The following is a 546-nucleotide window of genomic DNA, read 5'->3' as shown; positions in this document are numbered from 1 at the left end:
CAGATCCGCGAGTCGTCCAAAACCGATATCCCTCCGCATACAATTGTTAGACACTAGTAAGGCAGAGATGATACTTAAACTTCTTCTAATTCGCGCTTTGCTTCGCTATCCAGTTTTCAAGGTGCAAACGAGCGACCGGAGGTCGTCTCGACGTGCAATCGCAGGCAGTGTTGTGAAACAACACGTTGCGGTTGTACGTTGGCTGCGATGAACCATCGTTCGCCAGTAATCTCATGGTGGAGACTAGCGGGATCGAACCGCTGACCCCCTGCGTGCAAGGCAGGTGCTCTCCCAGCTGAGCTAAGTCCCCATGGGAAGTATTCACTTGTAAAGAAGATGGTTGGCCTTAGTGGACTCGAACCACCGACCTCACCCTTATCAGGGGTGCGCTCTAACCAGCTGAGCTAAAGGCCAATATGTGCGCCCGCTCTTGCTGGGCAACCTCTCCTACCCTCTAGACAAGGATAAGAAAAGCCCGGCTTGGCGACGTCCTACTCTCCCAGGACCCTGCGGTCCAAGTACCATTGGCGCTGGAGGTCTTAACGG

The 546-nt window shown here is 53.8% G+C and carries 2 tRNA genes; both read right to left on the bottom strand.

The annotated features are described in order from the left end of the window. Positions 1 to 234 precede the first annotated feature (234 nt). Positions 235 to 310, bottom strand: a tRNA-Ala gene (locus E2980_RS23975). 27 nt (positions 311 to 337) lie between these two features. Further along, positions 338 to 414, bottom strand: a tRNA-Ile gene (locus E2980_RS23970). Positions 415 to 546 lie beyond the last annotated feature (132 nt).

The organism is Cohnella luojiensis, from assembly GCF_004564235.1.
Classification (GTDB): Bacteria; Bacillota; Bacilli; order Paenibacillales; family Paenibacillaceae; genus Cohnella; species Cohnella luojiensis.
The sequence above is the reverse complement of the archived record's forward strand: the minus strand, read 5'-3'. Positions and strand labels throughout refer to the sequence as shown.